General features: G+C 44.4%; 20 protein-coding genes. 9 read left to right on the top strand and 11 right to left on the bottom strand.

What is annotated here, in order from left to right; all coding sequences use genetic code 11:
* The first annotated feature begins 187 nt into the window (after positions 1-187).
* On the top strand, positions 188-886 hold the full coding sequence (locus DN752_RS20500) for an aminotransferase class IV (RefSeq protein WP_112786638.1): 699 nt from the start codon (positions 188-190) through the stop codon (positions 884-886).
* Between the two features lie 46 nt (positions 887-932).
* Here the strand turns inward: DN752_RS20500 and DN752_RS20495 are convergent, their stop codons facing one another.
* From DN752_RS20495 to DN752_RS20480, 4 genes are read right to left on the bottom strand one after another with little or no spacing between them, the layout of a single operon-like run.
* Positions 933-1,727 (bottom strand): thymidylate synthase, encoded by a 795-nt coding sequence (locus DN752_RS20495; RefSeq protein WP_112785701.1) that lies wholly within the window; start codon positions 1,725-1,727, stop codon positions 933-935.
* A gap of 1 nt (position 1,728) precedes the next feature.
* Positions 1,729-2,610, bottom strand: a complete 882-nt coding sequence (locus DN752_RS20490; RefSeq protein ID WP_112785700.1) for a YicC/YloC family endoribonuclease — start codon at positions 2,608-2,610, stop codon at positions 1,729-1,731.
* 28 nt (positions 2,611-2,638) lie between these two features.
* Entirely contained in the window at positions 2,639-5,941 is a 3,303-nt protein-coding gene (locus DN752_RS20485; RefSeq protein ID WP_112785699.1) for a biopolymer transporter Tol, read from the bottom strand.
* Between the two features lie 24 nt (positions 5,942-5,965).
* Positions 5,966-7,018: an NAD(P)/FAD-dependent oxidoreductase gene (locus DN752_RS20480; RefSeq protein ID WP_112785698.1), complete on the bottom strand. Its 1,053-nt coding sequence runs from the start codon at positions 7,016-7,018 to the stop codon at positions 5,966-5,968.
* Positions 7,019-7,075: 57 nt separating this feature from the next.
* Between DN752_RS20480 and DN752_RS20475 the strand changes: the two genes are divergently transcribed.
* From DN752_RS20475 to DN752_RS20455, 5 genes are read left to right on the top strand one after another with little or no spacing between them, the layout of a single operon-like run.
* Positions 7,076-7,729, top strand: coding sequence for an MBL fold metallo-hydrolase (locus tag DN752_RS20475; protein WP_112785697.1), 654 nt, complete (start codon positions 7,076-7,078; stop codon positions 7,727-7,729).
* Positions 7,726-8,418 carry a CDP-diacylglycerol--serine O-phosphatidyltransferase gene (gene pssA, locus DN752_RS20470; protein WP_112785696.1) on the top strand — a complete coding sequence of 231 codons (693 nt, stop codon included), beginning with the start codon at positions 7,726-7,728 and terminating at the stop codon, positions 8,416-8,418. The genes DN752_RS20475 and pssA overlap by 4 nt, the downstream gene beginning before the upstream one ends.
* Positions 8,415-11,684 (top strand): type IX secretion system sortase PorU, encoded by a 3,270-nt coding sequence (gene porU, locus DN752_RS20465; protein WP_112785695.1) that lies wholly within the window; start codon positions 8,415-8,417, stop codon positions 11,682-11,684. The genes pssA and porU overlap by 4 nt, the downstream gene beginning before the upstream one ends.
* Entirely contained in the window at positions 11,681-12,892 is a 1,212-nt protein-coding gene (gene porV, locus DN752_RS20460; RefSeq protein ID WP_112785694.1) for a type IX secretion system outer membrane channel protein PorV, read from the top strand. Before porU ends, porV begins: the two co-directional genes overlap by 4 nt.
* A complete protein-coding gene (locus DN752_RS20455; RefSeq protein ID WP_112785693.1) occupies positions 12,892-14,166 on the top strand; it encodes a M16 family metallopeptidase in 1,275 nt (424 codons plus the stop codon). Before porV ends, DN752_RS20455 begins: the two co-directional genes overlap by 1 nt.
* A gap of 108 nt (positions 14,167-14,274) precedes the next feature.
* Here the strand turns inward: DN752_RS20455 and DN752_RS24600 are convergent, their stop codons facing one another.
* The 4 genes from DN752_RS24600 to DN752_RS20440 form a co-directional block, all read right to left on the bottom strand.
* The gene (locus tag DN752_RS24600; RefSeq protein WP_162633293.1) at positions 14,275-14,517 is read right to left on the bottom strand and encodes a hypothetical protein; all 243 of its coding nucleotides are present in this window, start codon (positions 14,515-14,517) and stop codon (positions 14,275-14,277) included.
* Between the two features lie 809 nt (positions 14,518-15,326).
* Complete coding sequence (locus DN752_RS20450; RefSeq protein WP_112785692.1) at positions 15,327-16,280, bottom strand: glycosyltransferase; 954 nt, start codon at positions 16,278-16,280, stop codon at positions 15,327-15,329.
* 8 nt (positions 16,281-16,288) lie between these two features.
* Positions 16,289-17,203: a GNAT family protein gene (locus tag DN752_RS20445; RefSeq protein ID WP_112785691.1), complete on the bottom strand. Its 915-nt coding sequence runs from the start codon at positions 17,201-17,203 to the stop codon at positions 16,289-16,291.
* Entirely contained in the window at positions 17,181-17,594 is a 414-nt protein-coding gene (locus tag DN752_RS20440) for a sugar 3,4-ketoisomerase (RefSeq protein ID WP_112786637.1), read from the bottom strand. Before DN752_RS20440 ends, DN752_RS20445 begins: the two co-directional genes overlap by 23 nt.
* A gap of 233 nt (positions 17,595-17,827) precedes the next feature.
* Here DN752_RS20440 and DN752_RS20435 point away from each other — a divergent pair, with 233 nt between their 5' ends.
* Positions 17,828-18,424: an IMPACT family protein gene (locus DN752_RS20435; RefSeq protein WP_112785690.1), complete on the top strand. Its 597-nt coding sequence runs from the start codon at positions 17,828-17,830 to the stop codon at positions 18,422-18,424.
* Here the strand turns inward: DN752_RS20435 and DN752_RS20430 are convergent.
* The 3 genes from DN752_RS20430 to DN752_RS20420 all read right to left on the bottom strand — a co-directional run bounded on the left by DN752_RS20430 (position 18,408) and on the right by DN752_RS20420 (position 21,759).
* On the bottom strand, positions 18,408-19,019 hold the full coding sequence (locus DN752_RS20430; RefSeq protein ID WP_112785689.1) for a 3'-5' exonuclease: 612 nt from the start codon (positions 19,017-19,019) through the stop codon (positions 18,408-18,410). The two genes, DN752_RS20435 and DN752_RS20430, sit on opposite strands and share 17 nt — an antisense overlap.
* Positions 19,016-20,497 (bottom strand): Na+/H+ antiporter NhaC, encoded by a 1,482-nt coding sequence (gene nhaC / locus DN752_RS20425; RefSeq protein WP_112785688.1) that lies wholly within the window; start codon positions 20,495-20,497, stop codon positions 19,016-19,018. The genes DN752_RS20430 and nhaC overlap by 4 nt, the downstream gene beginning before the upstream one ends.
* A gap of 146 nt (positions 20,498-20,643) precedes the next feature.
* A complete protein-coding gene (locus DN752_RS20420) occupies positions 20,644-21,759 on the bottom strand; it encodes an NAD(P)/FAD-dependent oxidoreductase (RefSeq protein WP_112785687.1) in 1,116 nt (371 codons plus the stop codon).
* Positions 21,760-21,841: 82 nt separating this feature from the next.
* On the opposite strand from DN752_RS20420, the gene DN752_RS20415 reads away from it, so the two are divergent.
* Positions 21,842-22,336, top strand: coding sequence for an Mpo1 family 2-hydroxy fatty acid dioxygenase (locus DN752_RS20415; protein ID WP_112785686.1), 495 nt, complete (start codon positions 21,842-21,844; stop codon positions 22,334-22,336).
* An 81-nt stretch (positions 22,337-22,417) separates the two neighbouring features.
* Positions 22,418-24,436 carry a cation:proton antiporter gene (locus DN752_RS20410; protein WP_170134465.1) on the top strand — a complete coding sequence of 673 codons (2,019 nt, stop codon included), beginning with the start codon at positions 22,418-22,420 and terminating at the stop codon, positions 24,434-24,436.

Here is a 24,436-nt window from a genome sequence, read left to right as displayed (position 1 = left end):
CCATTGATTTTAACTTAAATTCACCTACCAAATAGTTGAATAGCCAGCTAAATTGACCGATAATGAACACACAACCGTTCGATAACGATACAATTTTGATTCACCCTTCCCCCAAGGGGAGTTTATTCATGCACCATCAAACTTGGCAAACAGGGCTGCCTATTTTGGTGATGGCCTATTTGAAACCATGATTTTCAACAAGGGGAAAATCCGTTTTCGCCAAGGACATTGGAGCCGACTGAAAGAAGGGCTGAAGCAATTAAGAATCAGCAATAACAACTTGACTTCCATCGTTGCGTTGGAAAGGTTCTTACGTGAACAATTTGGTGGCGCACCATTAAGGATACGATGGAATGTTTACCGGGATGGATTGGGGAAGTACACTCCCCAAAACCACGAAGCACGCGAACTTATCCTCATCCAAAAAGCTACAACACCCCCAAAAGTAAAAGAAACGGCTTATTTCAGTACTGAAATCACTGTACCCAAAAGCCCTTGGTCCCATTGCAAAACCCTCAACGCACTCACCTATGTCATGGCCAATATCGAACGTCATGAGCGAGGAATGGACGAGGTCATCTTAAAGGATTCATCAGGTTATATTTCCGAATCGGGTATCGCCAACTTGTTTTGGAAGAAAGAAGACGCCTTCTACACACCATCGCTAAACTGTAGCTGTATAGCAGGCGTCGCAAGGGGAGCCTTGCTGAAGCACCTAAACCAACAAGGGATTTCGGTATTGGAAGGAAAATTCTCGGAAGCCGACCTCCTTTCTGCACAGCAGGTCTTTACGACCAATGTTTCCGGTATCGCCTATCTCCAACATATCGAAAACACGGAATTTGACACCAGCCCCATTGAATTGGCAGAAAGCCTGTTCAATTAGAACAACCGTTAGCTTCCCATCTCATCATATGGTAATCTTTCAATCCCTAAACTGACACAGCTGCTTTGATGTGTGGATGTGGATCATAATTTAGCAATTCAAAATCCTCAAACTCAAACGAAAAGATATCCTTCACCGCTGGATTGATCTTCATGGTGGGCAGTGGCCTACAGTCCCTCGAAAGTTGCAACTTGGCTTGCTCAATGTGATTGGAATACAAATGGGCATCACCGAATGTATGTATAAAATCTCCGGGCTCCAGATCACAAACTTGGGCGATCATCATCGTAAAAAGTGCGTAGGAAGCTATATTAAAAGGCACACCTAGAAACACATCAGCACTACGCTGGTAAAGCTGGCAGGAAAGTTTTCCTTCCGCCACATAAAACTGGAACATGGTATGGCAAGGCGGCAAGGCCATATTATCGACATCGGCCACATTCCAAGCACTTACCAGCAGCCTTCGGGAATTGGGGTTATTTTTGATCTGGTTGATCAAATTCTTGATTTGGTCGATTTCTCCACCTTTCCCGTCAGGCCAATGGCGCCACTGATAACCGTACACCGGCCCGAGGTCACCATCTTCATCGGCCCACTCATCCCATATCCTGACCTTATGATCTTTCAGGTACTGGATATTGGTATCTCCTTTCAAAAACCACAGCAGTTCATAGATGATGGACTTTAGGTGGCATTTTTTTGTAGTCACCAACGGAAACCCTTCCTGAAGGTCAAACCTCATCTGATACCCAAACACGCTTTGTGTGCCTGTTCCCGTCCGATCTCCCTTTTGAACGCCTGTGTCCAAAATATGCTGTAGTAATTGATGGTATTGTTTCATTTTATATAATATTAAGCGCCTGCTCCTTGATCTTCTCCAGTTCATCCTTCATAATGATGACATGCCGCTGGATGGCTGCATCATTGGCCTTGGAGCCTATGGTGTTGATCTCTCTGCCGATCTCCTGGCTGATAAAGCCCAGTTTTTTGCCCTGGCTATTGGAAGCGGCCATGGTCTTATCGAAGTAGTTGAGGTGCGTAGAAAGCCTGACAATTTCCTCGGTAATATCCAACTTCTCAAAATAGTAGATCAATTCCTGTTCAAATCGATTTTCATCAAAGGAATTTTCTTCCATCCAGTCTTTGAAGTTATTTTTGATCCGGTTTTTAATGCGCTCTTTTCGCTTGGGTTCTTCTTTTTGGATTTCGTCCAGCCCTTTAGCGATGACGTCCAGGTTTTCTTTAAACTTGTGATAGAGTGTATCCCCTTCATCCTTCCTGAAGTCATCACATTTTTGTGCTGCTTCCATCACCACTTTTTTTACAGCCTCCCACTCTTCTTGGTCATCTGATTTGTCCGAAACGGTGGTGACCACGTTTGGGGCCTGAATGGCCAATCGGAATAAATCCGTGCTGTCATTCACCCCCACTTTTGAAGCCATCGATTTATAGGTATCAAAGTACGTCTCGAAGAGTTCTTGGTTAATGCTCACAGGTAGATTTGTACTGGATTTAGCCGTGAACTCAATATTCAGGTTCACCTTTCCTCTTTCCAAAATACCTGACACCAAACTCCTGATTTCTATTTCACGGTCAGAAAACTGCCGCGGACTGCGCAGGTTAAAGTCCAGAAATTTAGAATTCAGGGTCTTGATTTCTGCGCTAATAATATAGCGGTCGTTTTCAAAATTGGCTACACCATAGCCGGTCATGGATTTAATCATGAAGCAAACTTAAACAATTCAAATCACTTTAGAAATTATATCCCAAGGTCACGTAAAACCGGGGATCACCGACACTGTAATTCCGGATGGGCCAAGCAGCATCAAACTTGACATAATAATTCAACAACACCGTCCTTAATCCACCACCATAGCTTTGTAGCCAAGGGTTGTTAAAGTTATTCAGGGTAATATTAAACGGCGAGCCATCGGTATTGATCACTTCGGTATTCTGGTCGTTTACACGCTCCCACGGTGCGGCATCATCCCACGACGAACCTGCATCATAAAAACCAACCAATTGGAAATTCTTAATGAAATTGGAAGCTATATTCCCTCTGGACAAATAAGAAAACAATGGTATTCTCAGCTCCGCAGAAAAGGTCACCACATTCCTGCCCCGTATTTCATCATAATCATAGCCTCTAAGGTCTACAAACTCCGCAAAGAGGATGTTAGAATTTTCAACTCCATCTCGATTTCTCACTGGGGATGGCTCAGGGCGATTGGACGGTGGCTCGTAAAACTCATTGAACAGCCAGTTTTTCATGCCGCCCACCAAATAACTTTGTGGATTGTTTCCCATAAAAGAGCCAGCAAAGAGCTTTGTCGCAAAGGTAATGTTCTTATGTATTTTCTGATAATTTCTTATATCAAGGTAAAAATTGCTAAATGACCTGTCTCCTTCGTCTATTCCCTGATAGTGCTTAAAACCCACCTTTCCCTTAAAGCCTTGCTCCATGTGCAGCCCCAGTAATCGGGTCTTGTCCACCACCAGTTCCGCTTTTCCTCCGACATAATTTACATCAAATCGGTTTTGGGGGCCTTCACTACCCATAATCAAGGAATCCGCATTAAGGTTAAAGTACTGTGTCTTGGCATAAAACGGCGCTAGGGTAAATCGGGTGTGCTCAGTAAAAGGATAGGAAAAGCCCAACTCACCCTTGGTCAGCACATAACGTTGGTACGTCTCGTCGCCCTCCGAGATCACCAGTGCTCTCCGGTCAAACCTAGCCCTGTAATCAATCCTGCTCTTCAGGTACTCGTATTCAAAGTACACGTCACTTCCTGACCTAAAGTCCAACGGTGTCATGATTCCTCCTTGAAAGACATGGTCATTAAGTAGCTCTGTCATCTTCCCTTCAATGTTCAGTCCAAACCCACGAAGTGGATCCACCACGAAGGTAGTTCTCAAGCTATTGGCCTGCACTTGGGGCATGTACTCCCTAGGGCCTCTGACGGTGTTTTTAAGGCTTTGTTTTCTGAAAGCTTCCAGAATATCACTCCTTCCGGAAGCCAAACGACCTTCTCTTTTTTCTTGGGGCGTAGGTACCGTATCGAAGGAATATTTCTCCGTATTGATCCCCGCATGGTGCTCAAATCGCAACCGATCCACGTTGATAGTCCCCGTGTTATTGGAAGGGGGGCTGATAGAGTCGATTTCTGTGATTGGTTCAGGTGCAGTATCTGGTTCTTCCGCTGTAACGGGGCTCTCTTCAACAGGTTGATCATTTTCCTGCTTTTCAAGTCTTCTCTCCGCCAGTCTTTCGTTCAGTTTCTTCGCTTGATTAAGCTGAATCCTAGGAGTCCCCGGGGTAAATTGGTCCAAATTTGGATAAGATTCCAGCACCAACTTGCTTCCCGTTCCATCCTTATACGAATACGCCCACTTATTGACTGTCGGGGCAAAATCAAAACTTTCCACACTGGTATTGAATGCAGAAACCTGACTGGACACTTCACTGCCCAAACCGTACCGCATCAAGTTATAAATCCCACTCTGGTCACTTAAGTGCAATACAAAATTCTGGTTCATCGGTCGAGGCATAAAATTCTTGGAATTCATATTGGTCAACTTGGTCGTTACCAAGCTATCCCCAAGCTCTAGTTTGAACAAGTTAAAATACTCAGGCAGCTCCCTTACATCTGGAGTACGTGTGAGCACACTATCGGGAAGATTGGTTTTATTGGAGGCATAAACGATGGTCGAATCATTGACAAATACCGGAGTAATATCATCAAAGACATCATTGGTCAATCTCCTTCCTCTCCCCCTGAGGTTTAGGGTATAGATATTGGTCTTCCCTCCTGACATGGCAGACAGCACCATGGTTTTGCCGTTTGGCGAAAAGTCCAAGCTATTGATCTGGGTGATGTTTCTCAAAAAGATCTTATCCTGACTGCTACCATCGATACTTCTCATCCGCAAAGTGGTCAGCCCTCGCTTAAAAGTCGCTATCGTCAGGTTCAAGGTGTCCTTCCAAGCTATAACAGGGCTGGTAAAATTGGGCTCCTGATCCTCTGCGGAGCTACCTCCCCTAAAAACAGTCACCTCATTATTGGATGATAAATTCCTCACAATCACTCTAAATTTACCATTATCATTGACGACATAGGCCAAGTGCTCAGCATCGGGACTGAATTTGATATCATTGATTGCACCGTTTTCATCCCTTTTGGTCGATGCGATAACGTGATCAGTGGCGGGTTCCTTAAACGTCGAAAACACCGGTTCATTGACCGTGGTATAATAATCCCGCCATTCAGTGGTAAAGTCCTTATATCCAACCCCTAGGGTATTGGATATACTATTTTCTTCATTTCGATTGATCCTACTTAGGTTCAAAATACTCGACACATAGCGCTTACCATATTTTTGGACAATAAAATTCCAAATAGACTGACCTACCAAAGAAGCTTCCCTTTTGTTCAGTTTATAAAGCCTTGGAGCCTCATTTTCTTTGAGATAATGACGCACGTAATCATCCATTTCCAAGCTCCATCCTTTGGCAAGATAAAGGGCCGTACCGTCTACAAACCATTCTGGGAAACTGTTGATCAAATTGGACTGGAAGGCATCTGCAATCGTGCTTCCATACAGCATTTCCTCAAGGATGACCCTGATCGTGCGGTACAGTAGCTCATCCTTAAAAGAGGCCCAACCCCCTGTATAGGGAACCTCGGCCAGTAGTTTGGAAAAAAATGTCTCGCCATTGACTGTATAATTATCCTCTTCCAAGTTCAAGTTGCTTTCCAGCCATTCTTCCCTGCTGTTATATATATAGATCTTCGGTTTGGTATAGGCGACATAGCCAATCATCTGCGTGACCCGCTCAAACTCATTTTCCAAATAATCTATCGCCATACGGGCGTTTTCCCGGCCTCCCCCATAGTAGTAGACCTCAAAATTATTGGATGAAAAAAAATACCAATCAAACTCGTGGTGCTGGATCCTATTTTTACCGAATCGTTCCTGGTCAAATTGGGCATTAGAAACGGAAATGGAACCTAGCCAGAGTAGTGTAAAATAAATAAAAACTAATTTTACCTTCATTGAACTGTTCTTATTGTCTTTGTTTTAAATATACTTAAAAAATCGACTTATATTAACATCTTTTTCAGGTTCGGCATTTTCCAACAATAAGTCGAGCATGATATTGCTGTAATAAGGTACTAAAGAAACCCCTTTCGCACCAAATCCATTGAAGATATAAACGTTTTTGGCCGATGGATGTTTGCCCAATAAAGGTTTTCGGTCCTTAGTGGCGGGCCGAACCCCTGTCCGATGACTCAAAACCTCTCCTGCCTGCCCCTGTACAATTTTCTCCAACCGCGCCAATATCTCCTCTTTTCCCTGCTCCGTAGGACCTATATCCAAGTCATGCCAACTATACGTAGACCCTACCCGAACCCGCAGATCGGGCATGGTAATCCTGAAAACGCCCCTGTTGATGATTTCTTCAGGGACAAATTCACTTTCCATTTCCAATATTTCTCCTTTGACAGGCGCAAATGGCAACCATTGAAAATACGAGCTTTGGGCAGCTCCCAGACCATTGCAGTAAATAATGGCCTTGGCAGTGATGCCCTGATACCGCCACTTCCCGCCTTCATGGACCAACTGCTCCTCATCAAAATTCTCTTCTTTTATTCGCCCTTTTGCCTTTAGCCAAGCATTGTATTCATCCAAAAGGACATTGATATCCAAATAGCCGGAGTTTTTGAGCACGATCCCTCCATAAGGGTCGTGTACTTCGTCATACAGAGGCTGTGTCCTTACTTCTTCCAGATAGGCTTGTACATCCTCATCACAGCTCTTTCCCATCCATTCATTCTGTTCGTCCACACCAAAAAAAGGGCGATAAATGGCCTTGTCATAAATCAGCCGCTGACCGATCAGTTTTTCAAGTTCGGCGTATAGGGGCTTGATACACGGAAATAGCCGGTCGGCATTCCATGTCTTCACCATTTTGCGTCCAGTGATTGGATTAAACAGACCCGCCGCTACACGGCTGCTGTTATTGCCGGCTGGTTGATCAATAACCAAAATGGATTGGTCAGCGTCCATCAGGCGATATGATAGCACGGTACCAGCCAAACCTTGTCCAATGAGTAAAAAATCTACATCCATACCCAAAATTAATTTCTTTCTTTGTTATTTTGGCATGAATTCAAAAATGTTTCGAAGATGCTCAATGTACAAACTTTCACGTTTAATCCTTTTCAAGAAAATTGCTATATCCTGTACGACGACACTAAAACCGCAGTGATCATTGACCCAGGCTGTTACGCAAAAGAAGAACAGGAAACATTGAAGGCCTTTATTGATTCCAATGGGCTGAAGCCAGTACGGCTTCTCAACACCCACTGTCATATCGATCATGTTTTAGGTAATTATTTCATTAACCACACCTATGGACTTTCCCTCGAGATCCACCCCAAAGATGAGCCAGTCTTGGCAGCAGTAGGCACTTACGCTTCCAATTATGGCTTCCCCGGCTACACGGCTTGTGAAGCTGAAAAATTCTTGGAAGAAGGGGATAAAATCTCATTTGGCAATACGGAGTTAGAAGTCATATGGGTTCCCGGCCATGCTCCAGGCCATGTGGTGTTTTATCACCCCGAGAGCAAAACCTGTATTGGTGGAGATACCTTGTTTCAAGGAAGCATCGGCCGAACAGACCTTCCCGGAGGTGATCATCAGACCTTGCTTGATGCCATCAAATCCAAGCTTTTTAGCTTACCTGATGATGTAAAAGTATATCCAGGCCACGGTCCGGCCACGCTCATCGGACATGAAAAAAACCACAATCCCTTCGTTGGCAAAAACGCTCAATTTTGAACATCAAAAAAAACATTCCCAACGCAATTACCTGCATGAACCTGGCCAGTGGGATGGCGGGAATATATTATGTACTGGAAGGAAATCTCTATGCCGCTACCTACTTTACCTTGGCAGCAGCGATGTTTGATTTTTTGGATGGAATGGTGGCGAGGTTACTGAAAGTCCATAGCGAGATCGGCAAGCAGCTGGATTCACTTGCAGACATGGTGACTTTTGGGGTCTTGCCCTCATTTGTACTTTTCCAGTTGATGAAAGTCCCCTTTCCTGATAGTTATTTGCCTTTCTGTGCTTTCCTGATTGGCATCCAATCTGCCATGAGATTGGCTAAGTTCAACATCGACACCCGTCAATCGGACCGGTTCATCGGTGTGCCTACTCCCGCCAATGCTCTTTTGGTCTGCACGCTCCCCTTTCTGGCAGACCGGTTTTCTTGGGCAGACAGTATGATCCAGAATGGTATCTTTCTTCTTGCGATGACCTTGGTATTGGCTATGTTATTAACTGCTGAACTACCATTGATAGCGCTGAAATTCAAAAACTTCGGATGGGCAGACAATATATTTCGCTATTTGGTAATCGCCATAGCAGTGGTCAGTATCCTGGGACTGGGACTGGCCGGCGTGCCTTTCGTGATCGTAGGATATATCCTCCTCTCCATCATTGAAAACCAGGTAAAACCTGCATGAAGAAAAAACCGAACATACTGTTTGCGTTCTTTCTTACCTGTTATCTTTTTATTCAACTAGGAGGTCAGCTGCATGGCCAATCCTCTTATTTTAAATTTCCCGTTACCGAAGCTGGCATCTATAAACTATCCAAAACTGCTGCTTCCCAACTGGGCGGTGCTACACTGGAAAACATTGCCTTTTATGGAAATCATGGAATGCTCCCCCAAAAACTGGACAGCGCCGCATTCCAACTTCATGAAATCCCATCATTCCATAGCAATGACCACCTCTATGTCTACCTAGAAGGTCCGCATACTCTCCATTATACTGATGACAGTCTTCGGTACACCCATCATCACTACGTGGATACTGCTTACTACCTGATCCAAACCGGTGTCCCTACACCAAAAAGGATCCCAACGTCTTCTCCCGAGAATAATGCACCTTCCGCAACTGCCCCCCTCTACGCCATCTATCCCTTCAAAAAAGAAACGACCAACTTGCTCTCTTCGGGAAGAAAATGGTATGGCAACCGCGTAATGGCCGGAGGGCTTACCTCCTTTAACATGCTGGTGGAGCCTTATGACCAAGCTCCCGTTTTTTATCAGGCCAATGTCATGGCCCAATCTACCACCACTGCCAAACTAAGCCTCCGCAGCCAGCAAAACACCTTCTTCACCGCTTCCATTGATGCGGTGCCCAACACCACCTATGGACTTAAAGGAGGTGAAAAATTGGCACAGGGCTTTCTTGACCATTTTGAAGTAGGTAATCCCACGCAGTTTAATATCGAGTTGGAAAGTACCGACCCCAATGCCGCTGGATATTTGGACTACTTCCTGTTGGGGTTGCCCCATGGCCCTCATGGCCTTCGTACGGGCGAATATTTTCATCTCACTTCTGGCTCACCTGTGTCCGTTATGACAGAACAGGGCCTGATGAAATGGGACATCACGCTGACTTCTGCCCCAATTTCACTTTCTGACAATGGAGGAAACTTAGCACTGGAACCTGGTCAGCGAATGATCGTAGCCGACCCTGAGAAAATAGCCACTATCAATTCCATTCGTCCTGTAAACATGGAAGCCCGTCATGTCCAAGCTGCAAAACTCATCATCATCACGGCTCCTTCCCTATTGTTTCAGGTAAACAAGCTGGCTGATCATAAACGAAAGAAAGGGATCTCCACAGCTGTAGTTACCACTCAAGAAATTTATGATGCCTATAATTATGGTACCAGAGATGTCACCGCTATCAGGAATTTTCTGGCAGATCACTACCATAAGAACAAGACGCTCGAACACGTGTTACTTTTTGGGAAAGGAACTTTTGATTACAAAAACAACAGCGCTGGACGCCCTAACCTCGTCCCCGTTTACAGCAGCAGAAACAGTCTTCATCCGTTGACATCGTACAGTTCTGATGATTATTATGGATTTCTGGAATTCGGGCAAGGTGAGTGGGCCGAAAGTGAGCAGGGGGATTTGTCCTTGTCTATTGGTGTAGGAAGAATTCCTGTGATCAATTTCGAAGAAGCCCGGAATGTCGTCGAAAAAATCATCCATTATGAAAACCACCCACTGCAGCTTGGGGAATGGAAACGTAAAATGCTCTTTGTAGCCGATGATGGGGACAATAACATCCACCTTCGTCACAGCGAAACCCACGCAACCACTATTCACCAAAACAGTCCCTCCTACCAAATCGACAAACTATATCTGGATGGATTTGACCAAAGCCAAGAAGGGAATTACCAAAGTGCGCCGGAAGCAAAAGCTGCTCTTGCACAAATAATTGAAGAAGGCACCCTACTCGTCAATTATATAGGCCATGGCAACGAAAGCACCCTTGCTGCCGAAAGGGTGTTTCAAGTGAGTGACTTAGAGAACTGGCCTATTTCTGATCATTTCCCACTGATCATCACTGCCACTTGTGAGTTTGGAAGACACGACAGCCCGTATCTTCGCTCAGGTGCCGAAGAGCTCCTCATGGCAAAGGACAAAGGAGCCATAGGTTTGCTCACTACCGGAAGACCGGTCTATAGCAGCCTAAACTTTGAATTGAACAAGGCATTTATCGCTGCTTTTCAACAAAAGAAACAGCAGCCGCTTACCTTGGGGGACATTTTCAAGGCTACCAAAAACAACAGCCTCAATGGCTCATACAACCGTAATTTTTCCCTTCTTGGAGACCCCAGCCTTGCATTGGCTATTCCTGAGCTACAAGTGCAATGGCAAATTCAATCCAAAGACGGCACTCCCTTGGACACCATACCGGCTGGAGAAGCAGCGATCATCCAAGGCAGCATCATTGACCCCGTTACCGGGCTTACTGTGGAGAATTTTGAAGGGGAGTATTTGCTTGAAATCCTCGATGAACCCCATGAAGTCACTACCCTAGGAGATGAAGGCCCTCCTGGAACCTATCATGAGCTCAACCAGACGCTTTATCGAGGCGTAGGCCAAATCTCCAACGGTCGCTTTTTAGCAGAAATAATGATCAATCCTTCTATTGACAATGTCATTGACCAAGGGCAGATAAGGGTTTTTGCATCGTCACAGAAAAGCTCATTCGAAGCCATGGCCGCCAAAAAAATCCCTATTGCAGAAGGTGACGAAACCAATAACGAAGACCAACTAGGGCCAACCATCCACTTATTTGCCAATGATAGCCTAAACAGCACAAGAACCACTTCATCCACCGAAATTATGCTTCTTGCAAATCTCTACGACACCAGTGGTATCCAAATTACCAAAAGCCTTCAACATGGTATCAGCCTCTCGGTCAATGGCCATTCTCCTATCTCACTTAGCGATTATTTTAGGGCCTTTGGCGAGGATTATCGTCGTGGACATCTCGAAATACCGGTATCCGGGCTAGAAGAAGGTCTCAATACCCTCACTCTGGTGGCTTATGACAATGCGGGGAACAGCAATTCCCAATCGATTCAAGTCGAAGTTTACGGAAGTACCCATCTGCGTATCACGGAATTTATTAATTATCCAAATCCTACAAATGACATAAGTTATTTCAAAATAAAACATAATCGGTCTAATGAAAATATAATTTTGAATCTGGACATCTATAGTTTAACGGGAAGCACAATTTTTTCGATGGAAAAACGTTATCCAAAAGCAGAAAATGAAATCACCGATATCGAATGGATTTTTTTAAGAAACAAGACAAAAATTCCCGCAAAAGGAACTTATATTTACAAATTACGGCTAACAAGCGAAAGGGACGGAACCTCGGACCAGGCAATTGGAAAAATCAATATTCAATGAAAAAATCAAGTGATTATTTAAAGGCGCTTACTTTTTTACCTGCTTTCATCTTTATGGCTTTGTCTGTAGAAGCTCAAAATTCTACTGTTGTTTCTGGTCAGGACGGAGGCCGCCGGGTGATCATTACCGCAGTACCTTTCCTGAACTTTGCTCCTGACAGTAGGCATGCCGCCATGGGGGATGCCGGCGTGGCTACCACCCCTGATGCCAACTCTATTCATTGGAATTCTGCCAAGCTGGCTTTTGTGGAAGACGACATGGGCTTTTCCCTTTCATATTCCCCTTGGCTGGGCAAACTGGTTCCCGATATGTCACTGAGCTACTTGACCGGCTACATGCGGATCGATGATATGTCCACTCTCGGAGTAGATTTGCGGTATTTTAACATGGGAGACATCCAGCTCACTAATGGTCAAGGAGAGCCCATAGGTCAGTTCAACCCGAGGGATATTGCCATCGGTACCAACTACTCTAGGAAGCTTTCGGAAACACTTTCACTTGGTATATCCGCACGGTTTATCCATTCCAATATAGCAGGCAATATCACCTCAAACGGCAACGGCGATAGCAAACCAGGTGTCAGCGTAGGCGTGGATGTAGGTGTCTACCAACGTAAAGAAATCCTGTTCAGTAATAAAGAAGCTTACTGGTCTTGGGGAGCCAATATCAGTAACATCGGCCCTAAACTCACCTACAACAGTGCCGACGATGCCGATTACCTCCCTACCAACCTACGGATAGGAACAGCTCTGGAAACAGCCCTAGACGAAAACAATAACCTGACCTTCGCCCTTGACTTCAACAAACTGATGGTCCCTACTCCTCCAGTCTACAAGACCAATGAGGATGGTTCTCTCATAATTGGAGCAGACGACAAGCCTGAAATAGACCGCGGCAAAGACCCAGACCGCCCCCTGCTAAGCGCCATGTTCGGCTCCTTTGCGGATGCGCCGGATGGCTTCAGTGAAGAGATGCAGGAGCTGATGATTTCCTTTGGTGTGGAATATGAGTATGCCGAGAAATTTGCGCTGAGGACTGGCTATTTCTATGAAAACAAGCACAAAGGAGGCAGGCAGTATTTCACCATGGGCGTAGGGTTTGATCTCAAGCGTTTGGGCTTTGACTTCTCTTACCTGGTACCCCAAAAACAAAATCACCCACTGGCCGAGACATTGAGATTTTCCTTGGCCTATAACATCCCTAAGTAATGACTGTACTTGATCGTTCAAAAGCACCGGAATTTAAGATTCCCGAATCAATAGCACTCACCAAACCCATCAAGCGGACTCTTAAAAACGGAGTCCCTTTGTATTTTATTCCTACTCCTGAGATCGATGCCGTCAAACTGGAAATCATCACTGAGTCCAATAAACAGCTGCTGGAAGAAGGAGATGGGCTGGTGCCTTTTTTTACGCTCAACATGCTCATGGAAGGCACCAAAACGATGAATTCTCCCGAGTTGGATAATTTTTTTGACTTTTACGCATCAGAAGTGGACACCATTTCCACTTTTGAACAGCAAGGGGTTTCGCTTTTGACCACCAAGAAGCACTTCCAACATGTTTTGCCCGTATTCAGGTCACTGTTGACAGAAGCCGTTTTTCCGGAAAAAGAACTCGAGAAGAGAAAATCCCAAAAGTCGCTTACCATTTCCATGCAGCAGGAGCAAAATGGTGCCCGTGCCAACCAACTTTACAGGAAGGCACTTTTCGGTACTAAGCATCCCTTTGGGTTTATTTCAGAAGAAAGGCATGTCCAAGCGGTCAACAGGGAAAAACTCGCCCACTATTACAAAGAGAAATTTCTGATTACCCCAGAACTGTTTGTCATCGGCAATCTCAACGAATTTGAAATTGACCAAATCATGTCTACTTTTGAAGACCTGATTATCCATGAAAGCCAAAAAACACCTGAGCAATTTATCATTTGGCCAGAAAAACGGGTGTCAGAAATCAAGGACAAAGCAGTCCAGTCCAGTATTCGTCTAGGACAACACCTCATCCCCAAACAGCACCCAGACTATCACGCCCTTACGGTATTCAACACCATTCTTGGAGGATATTTCGGGAGTAGATTGATCAAGAACATCCGGGAAGACAAAGGGTTTACTTACGGGATCTATAGCTCTATCGGAAGTCTTGAAAAATCAGACTATTGGGTAGTCATGGCAGATGTGCAGAAAGGCTTTGCCGATGAGGTCATCAAAGAAGTATATGCTGAAATCGAAAAGCTGAAGTACACTCCAGTTTCTAAGGAGGAAATAGAAATCGTCAGGAACTTTATGGCAGGACACTTCCTTTCCAGCTTCAGCAACGCTTTTGATCTCATTAACAGGTTCAAGACCATCCACTATGCAGGTCTTGACTACAGCTTCTATGAGGATCAACTGCGGTTTTTCAAGAGCTTCACCCCCGAACAAGTTATGGAGGTCGGCCAAAAATACTTCGACACCGACCATATCAAAGAAGTCGTCGTTGGTTAAACCCGGAATCAATGCCGTTTAGTTAAGGGGATTTCCTTCTTTTCATATACCTAAAAGTCCTTTTTTTGATTGACTTTGGCTGGGGAAACCTGATCATCTTGGTGGATTTTATCCTTTTCCTTTTTTCCCCCGAAAGCCTTCGGGGCAGGCTATTGATGAAAAAAGAAAAAAATCTAGGCCGCTGGTATGCCTTTTAAAATGGAACATGGATTTACCCTGCGACCGAGATCCGTCACCCATTTTAATTTCCACCCGATGGCTACGTCCTAAAAGTGAGTGGGTCTCGCTGTTCCACGACGCGAGCCAACTCACTTTCTTAACGGCCTCCACCATCGGCTGGAAAACAGGCATACCAAGGGCCGTAATAAGGAAGCGATACCTTTTTTGGCTCAGGGGGGCTTACAGTTCTCGCTCAACTTGGTTTCTTAAGAAAATATACCACTACATGGAATAATGATGATAATTTATCCATAAGAAACTCATTAATCGGATCCGCCTTGCAGGTATTGGGCGTTAAGAAATTAAAAAGCGGGTGGGCAAAAAGGCAGGCTTGTTTGACGAAATGCTGCCCAAAAAGAATGTTGGCAGCTAAAGAAGGTTTACCTGGCTTTAGATAGGCCTGCTTGGCTTTAGACAGGAGGAGTTTGCCTGCATGAGGGGAGGTTTTAATTTTAGGCCAATAGATGCACAGCGGCGGGGTTTTTTGGTTACTTTTTTGACCTGAAGCAAAAAAGTAACAAAGGTAAAGGGATGAAAACCACCTAGGAATTTAGCTAGAAAAATAACTGCCCAAGGAAAAAATATAGAACCCATATTTTCCAGATACACACTAACTAAACGGCATTGAACCCGGAATATGCATTAGCCTATCTGTTGCGACCTGAAACTGCTTCAAAATCAGCCGTTTCACTTTAGTTTTCGGCATTACCGTAGCGGTGCTACGCTAATGCCGAAAACTAACTGATTTTCTTGCAATTTCAGCTCTCACTACGATTCCTAACGCATAATCCGGGTTAAACCCCAGTTTATGCCCTAATGTGGTTGTCTAATAAGTTAACTATATGTTACTTCCCCAACGTCTTAGCACCCGGATAAAGCTTACATGATCAAGCAGACGGCCAATGTGCGTACCTCTATTGCTTTGGTGAGTGGGGCACAAGTCACCTTTTCAGTCTCTCATACAAAAAAGATACATCCAGCTTCATTCCCTGCCATAGTTTACATAGCTTAATGGCCAGCCCATTGGCACCGAGACTTTCAGCCAGGTCGATCAGCTGGCCTGCTGCTTCAAAATTCGCTGATGCCAGCGCATGTTTCGTCTCATGTATGCATCGAAATATCAACGCCTTTCGCTCCGAAGAAGACCTGTTCATAATGGCAATATTCCGACAAACCTTTACTGTAGAGTGAAGCATCGCCGATGACCGGGAACTGTACTGCTGTACTGAAAAGGATTTTTTGTGAATTCGTTTTTCTACACCAATATGGTCACTGAAGACAAACGGGTACTTTCTTGCCAAACGGGTAATAATATCAAAATCCTCATAGACCAAGGTCTCATCATAACCACCGATCCGCTTCAGTTTCAGGGTGTCAAAAACGATGGTTGGCGTGCTCACAAAATAACGCATGATCACTTTTTCATAAACATCGCCTTGGGGCACCTCTCCCATCGTTTCTCCTTTTTTGCTTACGGGAAAAAAAGCATCGATTTTTTCACCTGTTGCTTTCACCAAATATGCATTACTGGAACATAGTCCAGCATCGGGACGTGCCAGCAAGGTTTTTACTGACGTTTTTACGTGCATAGGACGTAATACATCATCTCCAGAAAGATCAATTACATATTCCCCTTGTGCCGTTTCCAATGCTTCATTGAATGCCTCGCAGTAATTGATCGGCTCCTCATAGAGGAAAGTCTTGATCGACCGCCCCTTGTCATACATCCATAACCAGGTCTTGATTTTCTCTACACTCCCATCGGTACTCCCATTATCCACGATGATGATCTCCAACAGGGGATAGTCCTGACCCAAGGCACTATCAAGTGCTTCAAATATAAAGTCACTTTGATTATGGCATACGACAATAATACTTACTAATGGCTGCCCCATTCTATCGGTTAAAATTTAATGTCCCACACCAACTTATTACTGGTACCGTTGGCGTTTTTCATTTTGTAACGAATGAGGTTATGGTTAGGCTGTCCATCCAGGTCCGAGGATCCCAAGTCAATAAAATCCACTCCCAAAGCTTCTCCCATACGAATCACCTCAAATAAAAGCCCCTCCCCGGTATAGGCATGCTGCAGGTCGGGGTTGATGGCGGGTAGATAATAATAAAGGCTATTGGGAGTCAGCTTGACACACAATGCGTGCGCTGCAGCTTGCTCCCCTTGATAAAGCGACACCAAAAAATAACGGTCAGGATATGCACTCACCTGTTGGATGAGTTTTTCTTCATTTACATTGTATTCGTGCCCCCGTTGTGTACGCCACCACTTGATGTCCTTCAGAAAATTAAACGTTTTGATGCTGCCAGTCTCCACATTACAATTGATTTTCTTGATCTTTTTTTTATGTTTGGACAGTTTGGCATGGATAAACCCTTTGATGAACTTCTTGTCCTCTAAAAAATGATGGAGCAATATCCCTTCCAACCGAAAGCCCTGAGCTTTTAATATATAGTGGACCAATGGATTATTGTCCTCATAGGCATCTGGGGGCTGTACCACCTTGAACCGCTTCGCACCAAGGGCTTTCAGGGCAAGTAGAAGTTCAGAAATTAAAAGCTGTAGACTATCAGAAGCTATTTTCTTCTCTGTCCATACACCTCCGAAGGGGGCATTTTTTATGGATATGGCCGTCCCGTCAGATTTGAGCACCAGATACACCAAGGCCTTTACTTTTTGTTTCTTGAGCAGTCTGGCACAGAAGTACCTCTCCCCCTTACCGATCAAATAATCATGCAAGAAATATGGGTGATCAATTGGAGGGTTTTCCTGTATAACAAAATCATAGTTTTTCGCTATGTCCATCTTTCAGCTTTTCAAATTCTTCTCTATTTCTAATATAATCGCATTCATCAAAATCACTTTCTGAAAGCACCAACAACACACTATTTGCAGCAAAGGTGAATTTGGACCAGACCAACCGGGGTAAGAAAAGAGCCTCACTGGAATCCTGTAGGGTGTATTCAAGGTGATTATTTTCCAAATCCTCAAGGACGACGTTCACACTTCCCTGGATACAGATAGTTACCTGATTGTCCACCTTGTGGGCATGTTCTCCACGAACGCCGCCTTCCGGAACACCAGTAATCCAAAACACCCTCTTTGCTCCAAAAGGAAGCTTTTCGCGTTCCCAAAAATTAAGCTTTCCGGAGCAATTCTTCACCTCACCAAGGTGAAAAACATAGGGGTTGGTCATGGGTGCCTTATTATGGGTTGAAATACAAAAACTCACTTCAAAAGCTAATTTAAACAAAAACCTGCTGCACTCCGTCCCTTCGTTACAAGAATTAAAAAAATAATAGCCCAAGCTTAACATTCAGGGCAAAACCAGCACATTTGTTATTGGAAACATCTCCGCATTTTTGCCATTTCATCATGCAACATTTACTTTTGGATGCTGTTTATACCCCTTACCAAAACCCGTGATGAATGGATGATACCTTTTTTACACTGAAGAACACTTCAGAGGGCTTATACAAAGAAAAAGGAAGTAAGTTTTTGGCCTTTGCTTATCCTGTTCAGGATGAAGATGAAATCAAGGAACGGCTGGAAGGCCTTAAAAAAAAATACTACGATGCCCGGCACCACTGCTATGCTTATATCCTAGGAAAAGACCAGTCACAGTTTCGTGCCAATGATGACGGTGAGCCCAATCACTCCGCTGGCGACCCCATTTTAGGCCAAATCCGTTCCCATGAGCTCAGTGATGTACTGATTGTTGTAATTCGGTATTTTGGAGGTACCAAGCTTGGTGTGGGTGGACTGATCACTGCCTATAAGACCGCTGCCGCCGAGGCCATCACAGCAAATGAAATCGTAACGGCCATCGTCACCAAAAAGATCTGTTTTCGATTTGATTACCTCGACATGAACGATGTCATGCGACTGATAAAGGATTATGACCTTGAGATCATCAAGCAAGATTTTGACAACACCTGTAGCATGACGCTAAGGATCAGAGAGAAGCTTTGGGAAGAAGTCACTACCAAACTTGAAGATATTCCTTCATTCAAGAAGACTGATTAGAAAACAAGTTGTCCAAATAGCCTTTTCGGTAAAGTTCATTGAAAATCTCCAAGCAGGCCCAGGCATCAGTGGCGGCATACAGCTGCTGCTTGGGGGTCAACTCCTCAGCCTCCCAGTTGGACACCTGCTCCGACTTGGATATCCGGATGTTGAGCACCATTGCACTCAGGTTTCTGACGCCTACATTGTGAAAGCCTACTTTTTTCAGCTCTTCATTAAGGTCAAAGAAACTTGCTTGACTAAAAGAAGGCTCCAGTTTTTTGAGGGCTTTGATATCGTCCCTAACTGCTGCGCCTATTTTTACCCGATTGGGATCCTCCAAAATCCTCCTTACCGACGATGGAAAGCCAACATGGTTTAACCGGAACAAAAAAGCCTTTTCAGGTGTACTTAACTGCAAAAGGGAAACTTCATGATGAACCCCTTTACGAAAAGACGGCCGTGTTTCGGTATCAAATCCGATCTTTGAATATTTACTTAATTCTTCTACAGCCTCAGGTACCAATTTTTCATCTTCGATCAACACAATATCTCCTTCAAAATGCCCCAAGGGAAGTTCATTTACTTCGTCTTTGCTTATTTTATATGGAATCATACGGCCAGTTCTTTTTGAATTTCTCTCATTTCTTCCTCTGAGTAATAGTTGATACCCAGCTTAAGGTATCCATAAAGTATCGTCATAAAGGGACTGATGATATTAAAAAAACAGTACGGAGCATACGCAATGGTGGCGACCCCAAGTACTGAGGCCTGTGTGGCACCACAGGTATTCCACGGCACCAGCACCGAAGTAACGGTAGCACTGTCCTCCAATGTCCTGCTTAGATTTTCGCCTTTCAATCCTCTCTTTTTATAAATATCGGCATACATTCTTCCTGGTACCAATATCGCCAAATACTGATCCGAAGTGGTCAGGTTGAAGAACACACAGGTCGCAGCGGTGGAGGCTATCAAAGAACCTAGGGAATGTACTTTTCTGATCACTGCTTCAGCAATGACCAGAAGCATTCCGCTTTCCTCCATTACCCCACCAAAAATCATCGCACTGATAATCAACCAGATGGTAAATAGCATTCCTGCCATCCCGCCGGTAGAAAGCAGCTCATTGACCATTTCATTACTGGTAGAAATACTGATATCACCATACAAGGACATCATTACCGCCTTGAATGATTGGTACATATATCCAGCATTTGGCTCCACAGCGATACTTTCTATGATCTGCGGCTGAAAAATCACCGCAAAGACACCCCCTAGCAAAGCCCCCACTAATAAAGCAGGCACCGCGGGTACTTTTTTAATGATCATTCCCAGCACCAATACCGGAACAATAAAAAGCCACCCATTAATATTAAACTTGGAGGAGATCACTTCTGAGATATCTTTTACCTGCTCCACGGATCCGTTCACACTGATCGTAAAACCCAAAACCCCAAATATGACCAATGTTATCAAAATAGAAGGAACCGTCGTTTTGGTCATGTGTCTGATGTGTGTAAACAGGTCAGTACCTGCCATCGCCGGGGCCAAATTAGTCGTATCTGAAAGGGGCGACATCTTATCACCAAAATAAGCTCCCGAAATAATCGCTCCCGCTATCACTCCTTCTTCAAATCCCAAGGCCCTGCCTATACCAAGCAGTGCCACCCCCACCGTGGCAACAGTGGTCCAACTACTGCCTGTAGCTATTGACACAATCGCACTCACCACGCAAGCTGCGAGTAAAAATATCCCTGGATTGAGGATCTTTAGCCCATAATAGATCATTGCCGGGACGATACCACTCAACAGCCAAGTACCTGCCAAGGCACCTATCAGCAGTAATATCAGAATGGATGGCATCGCAGCACTGATGCTATTGACAATACCTTTTTGTAAAGTATCCCAACTTATCTTCAGCCTAAAAAGAGCTATTAGCGAAGCTACGCCTGACGAAAGGATCAATACCATCTGATTGGAGCCAGACAGGCTGTCGGTCCCAAAAATCCGGATATTGATGACCAACAAAATGATAAGAAATAAGATGGGGACCATCGCCTCCCACAGACTGGCTTTTTGTTGAGGTTTCGTCATTGAAATGCGTTTACTGTATAATGGATCTCAGTTTAGTCGTTATCCTGATCGTATGAAAAGAAGATTGATCGGAACAGTAAAGGTTCCCATCAGTGCATTCACACTTTTTCTAAAGAAACATAAAATTAGCAAAAAATATCATTTAATCAGTCTCCAAGTAAACTCGCTAGATCTTTTCCGGTTTCCCATCCTAGGGCCACTCCCATTCCTCCCAGTCTCACACCGACGGCCACTCTGGGATTAATTTGCTTGACAATAGGCTTTTTTGTCTCTCCAAAGGCCATGGTACCCGACCATTCCATATCCCAGACAATCTTCTTTTCGGGAAAGATGGTTTCACTGGTGACCGACTGAAGATAAGCCTTAATATCCTCATTTATTCCCCTGTCTGTGGTAATTTCATCCTCTTCGGAGATATTTCTACCACCTCCCACCAGAAGACGTCCATCCACATTCCTAAAATAAATGTATCCCCTATCCATATGAAAAGTACCCTTCATGTCAAAATCCTGTAGCGGCTCGCTGACCATGATCATGCCTCTTCCTGGCTTAATGTTCACCCCTTCATGCAGCTGCCTGATGAAAGCATTGGAGCAGAGACCGATGAGCCGACTCTGAAAAGCGATCTCCTCTCCGTAAAAGGACTTGACATATGTGCGACAATTGTCTTCGTCGAGCTTCACCACCTCTGCGCCCGTAAGCACATTGATGTCTAGCTCACGGCACTTCCGCCATAGGCACTGGATGTATTTTGCAGGATCAAGTTGGCCCTCAAATTTATTTTTTACCAAATGGCTGATTTGATCAGAAAAACCATAAGACTGGTGAGCTACTTCTTCAAAAACATTGGATCCAAAAACAGGACTGAGCAGCGCATTGATCGCATCCATTTTATCCATGAAACGGAGCTCTTGCTCCCTGATCAGGTCAAAACCTCCGTTAGATGAATAATCGATCGCCTCATCTCCAAAAACCCTGCGGATGTTTTTGATCCCCATCCTTCTCTTGGTCACGAGGGCAAAAACTTCTTCCTCTGGGTAACTTTCCAAATCTCCAGCAATCTCCGTTAAGCTCCCGAAACAGGCAAAACCTGCATTCCGCGTACTTGCCCCGCTCGGAAACACCCCTCTTTCCAACACCAACACGGATCGACCGGGGTATTTTTCTTTATAATGGATGGCCGTAGAAAGCCCGACAAACCCCGCTCCCACTATGGTCAGATCATACTGGATGAGGTTCTTCTTTTCCCAATAGCTCAACATATTTTTCTTATTTAGTGCCTTTTACGTGAAGAATTATTAAATTATTGACCTGTATTATGATTGTTTTAGCATACTTAAGGCCATGGCGCAAACTAACTTAAGAAAAATTGATCAATTATTAGAAGAATATGGTATAAGCCATCAAAACCCAACCAATAAAGTGATCCACTGGTTTTGTGTGCCTGCAATTTTCTTCAGCGTGGTGGGGCTTATTTACAGCATCCCTGCGGGTCCGATAAGCTTTTTGCAGGGTTATATGGGATCCTTTGCCAATTGGGCCACGCTGGTTTTGATGGTTATCTTGTTCTATTACTATACCCTTTCACCACCTTTGTCATTGGGCATGTTTTTGTTCTCAGCACTCTGCTTGTTTTTTGCCAATTTTATCACCATCATCTCTCCAGTACCCCTTTGGTCGGTGTGTATTGTTATATTTTTGGTCTCTTGGGTTATTCAATTCTATGGTCATAAAATAGAAGGCAAAAAACCTTCCTTCCTTAAAGACGTTCAGTTTTTATTGATCGGTCCGGCTTGGCTAATGCATTTTATTTACAAACGACTCGGCTTTTCCTACTAAAGGCATTTTTTGCCAGAATTGAAGAAAATCAATAATGTTGTTGTATTTTTACATAGATTTTTATATACCAAACCCTTACAAATGATCCGTATCTTACTTGCTTCTGCAGACATCCCCATGTTGCCAGAAATCGTCATCATCTTTGGTCTGGCCACGTTGGTAATCATGCTTTTCACCCGACTGAAGATCCCTACCATTATTGGGTTCCTATTGACAGGTGCCATCGCCGGCCCTTATGGATTATCGTTGGTCAATGCCTCCGCAACAGTGGATGTACTCTCTGAGATAGGCATCATCTTATTGCTATTTGTGATCGGCATGGAGTTTTCATTAAAGAGCCTCATGTCCATCAAGAAAGCGGTATTTCTAGGAGGCTCATTACAGGTCGCCCTCACTATCTTAGTGGCCACGCTCACGTCCTATTTCTTTGGTTTTGATTGGAATGTTGCAGTATTTTTTGGTTTCCTTTTGGCCTTGAGCAGTACGGCTATTGTCTTGAAAATACTCCAAGAAACCGGGCAGGTCAATAACCTATCGGGAAAAACGATTTTGGCGATATTGATCTTTCAGGACATCATCATAGTCCCGCTGATGCTTTTCACGCCCATGCTCGCTGGTGAATCCGAAAACATCCTGCTATCTCTCTTTTACATGGCCGTAAAAGGAGGATTGGTAATTCTTTTCACCATTCTTTCTGCCAAATACCTCATCCCGCAGCTACTGTATTGGGTGGCAAAAACCCGTAATGAAGAGCTGTTTCTATTGAGTATTATTGTGATATGCTTTTCCGTGGCCTTTTTGACCTCGCTCTTGGGGCTTTCACTGGGATTGGGCGCATTTTTGGCTGGACTGATTATCAGCGAATCCGAGTACAGCCACCATGCCACAGGAAAAATCCTTCCCTTTAGGGAGATCTTCCTGAGTTTTTTCTTTGTTTCGGTAGGAATGTTGTTTGATGTCACCTTCCTCTTCCAGCATATCGACACTATCCTTGGCATTTTGCTGCTCGTACTGGTTTTTAAATTTACCATGACCGTCATCGCTGTTCGCGCTATTGGGATAGATTTTAAGGAAGCCTTTATCGTTGGATTCTCCATTTTCCAAATCGGGGAATTTTCCCTATTGCTGGCCCAGGAAGGGGTGGAGATGGACCTGATCAATCAAACCCACTACCAGTATTTTCTGGCTGTTTCTATTTTGACAATGGCCATAACGCCTTTTGTCATTAAAAACCGAGAGAAACTCGCCTTCAAAATGCTGGATGCTCCACTTCCTCAAAAGTTAAAAACACACCTCACCACTCCCGTTGGCAATATTTCCATGGCCAATATGGAGGGTGAGGAAATGGCTGATCATCTGATCATCGTTGGTTACGGACTGAATGGCCGTAACCTTTCAAAGGCCGCCAAAAGGGCAAAAATCCCCTACGCCATTATCGAGATGAATCCAGAAACCGTTCGGACAGAAGGAGAAAAAGGAGAGCCTATTATTTATGGAGATGCCTCCAATGAAATGGTGCTCAAACATGTAAATATCCACTTATCCCGCGTGGTAGTGATCGCCATTTCCAATTCGGACGCCACTAAAAGCATCATCACCGCCATCAGGCTCCTGACCCAAAACGCCTCCATCATCGTCCGCACCCGCTATGTCAATGAAATAGCGGCCAACCTCTCCATGGGAGCCAATGAAGTCATCCCAGAGGAATTCGAAACATCCATTGAAATTTTCACTCGTGTACTCAACAAGTACCTTATTGCCAAGGATGACATTGAGGATTTTACAGAAGAGGTAAGGTCACACAATTATGAAATGTTCCGTGCTACACAGAATAGAGGGCGGGACAGGCTTAATATCGATCTTCCCGAAATCAACTTCGTTTCGCTAAAAGTAGACAGGGATAGTGGTCAATACATCAACAAACCCCTCAAAAAAGTCAACTTACGAGAGACCTTGGGGGTCAACTTGGTCGCGCTAAAGCGAGAAGGCCAAACAACCTCCCATATTGATGGCGATACCAAACTGAAATTTGGAGATATCGTGTATGTGGTGGGAAAACCAGACGGACTCAGTGAATTCGAAAAAGCCATTGGTGAGTAA

The sequence above is a fragment of the Echinicola strongylocentroti genome, from assembly GCF_003260975.1.
Taxonomy (GTDB): Bacteria; Bacteroidota; Bacteroidia; order Cytophagales; family Cyclobacteriaceae; genus Echinicola; species Echinicola strongylocentroti.
Note: the sequence above shows the minus strand (reverse complement) of the source record. Positions and strands in the feature narration are given on the sequence as shown.

Coding starts and splice junctions, on each gene's coding strand:
- DN752_RS20500 (WP_112786638.1), top strand. CDS start 188: ATGATTTTCAACAAGGGGAAAATCCGTTTTCGCCAAGGACATTGGAGC.
- DN752_RS20495 (WP_112785701.1), bottom strand. CDS start 1,727: ATGAAACAATACCATCAATTACTACAGCATATTTTGGACACAGGCGTT.
- DN752_RS20490 (WP_112785700.1), bottom strand. CDS start 2,610: ATGATTAAATCCATGACCGGCTATGGTGTAGCCAATTTTGAAAACGAC.
- DN752_RS20485 (WP_112785699.1), bottom strand. CDS start 5,941: ATGAAGGTAAAATTAGTTTTTATTTATTTTACACTACTCTGGCTAGGT.
- DN752_RS20480 (WP_112785698.1), bottom strand. CDS start 7,018: ATGGATGTAGATTTTTTACTCATTGGACAAGGTTTGGCTGGTACCGTG.
- DN752_RS20475 (WP_112785697.1), top strand. CDS start 7,076: ATGCTCAATGTACAAACTTTCACGTTTAATCCTTTTCAAGAAAATTGC.
- porU (WP_112785695.1), top strand. CDS start 8,415: ATGAAGAAAAAACCGAACATACTGTTTGCGTTCTTTCTTACCTGTTAT.
- porV (WP_112785694.1), top strand. CDS start 11,681: ATGAAAAAATCAAGTGATTATTTAAAGGCGCTTACTTTTTTACCTGCT.
- DN752_RS20455 (WP_112785693.1), top strand. CDS start 12,892: ATGACTGTACTTGATCGTTCAAAAGCACCGGAATTTAAGATTCCCGAA.
- DN752_RS24600 (WP_162633293.1), bottom strand. CDS start 14,517: ATGCCTGTTTTCCAGCCGATGGTGGAGGCCGTTAAGAAAGTGAGTTGG.
- DN752_RS20450 (WP_112785692.1), bottom strand. CDS start 16,280: ATGGGGCAGCCATTAGTAAGTATTATTGTCGTATGCCATAATCAAAGT.
- DN752_RS20445 (WP_112785691.1), bottom strand. CDS start 17,203: ATGGACATAGCGAAAAACTATGATTTTGTTATACAGGAAAACCCTCCA.
- DN752_RS20440 (WP_112786637.1), bottom strand. CDS start 17,594: ATGACCAACCCCTATGTTTTTCACCTTGGTGAGGTGAAGAATTGCTCC.
- DN752_RS20435 (WP_112785690.1), top strand. CDS start 17,828: ATGGATGATACCTTTTTTACACTGAAGAACACTTCAGAGGGCTTATAC.
- DN752_RS20430 (WP_112785689.1), bottom strand. CDS start 19,019: ATGATTCCATATAAAATAAGCAAAGACGAAGTAAATGAACTTCCCTTG.
- nhaC (WP_112785688.1), bottom strand. CDS start 20,497: ATGACGAAACCTCAACAAAAAGCCAGTCTGTGGGAGGCGATGGTCCCC.
- DN752_RS20420 (WP_112785687.1), bottom strand. CDS start 21,759: ATGTTGAGCTATTGGGAAAAGAAGAACCTCATCCAGTATGATCTGACC.
- DN752_RS20415 (WP_112785686.1), top strand. CDS start 21,842: ATGGCGCAAACTAACTTAAGAAAAATTGATCAATTATTAGAAGAATAT.
- DN752_RS20410 (WP_170134465.1), top strand. CDS start 22,418: ATGATCCGTATCTTACTTGCTTCTGCAGACATCCCCATGTTGCCAGAA.